Below are 606 nucleotides of genomic sequence, written 5' to 3' on the forward strand. Positions count from 1 at the left end.
ACCACTGCCACAAACGATTTTTGCTGCACTTCAGCATTTATTGGCGATGTTCGTTGCGGTGATTACACCTTCATTAATCATTTGCCAATCTTTGGGCGTTCCGGCCGATCAAACCAACACCATTATCAGCATGTCGCTGTTTGCATCTGGTGTTTCTTCCTTTATCCAAATCCGTACCTTTGGCCCTGTCGGATCCGGCTTGCTATCGGTGCAAGGCACCAGCTTTAACTTTTTGGGTCCAATCATCGGTGCGGGTTTATCACTCAAAGCAGGTGGCGCGGACATCAGCACCATGATGGCGGCGATTTTCGGTACGATTTTAGTCGCCTCTTTTGCCGAGATTTTACTGTCTCGTGTGCTTGAGCATGCACGTCGCATCATCACACCTCTCGTCTCTGGCATTGTCGTAACTCTGATTGGCCTGACGCTGATCCAAGTCGGCTTGGTTTCTATGGGTGGTGGCTATGCTGCAATGGGCGACGGTACTTTTGGTAGCTTAGACAAACTGGCGCTCGCTGGTACCGTACTTGGGTTAATTGTGATTTTGAATCGTTCTAAAAACCCATACATTCGCGTGGCTTCGATCGTGATTGCCATGCTGGTTGG

The 606-nt window shown here is 49.3% G+C and carries 1 protein-coding gene; it reads left to right on the forward strand.

Annotated elements, in window-relative coordinates; translation table 11 throughout:
- On the forward strand, nucleotides 1–606 hold a 606-nt coding region (locus R8N47_RS26570), incomplete at both ends, for a solute carrier family 23 protein (RefSeq protein ID WP_318186281.1).

The sequence above is a fragment of the Vibrio sp. 2132-1 genome (assembly GCF_033344315.1).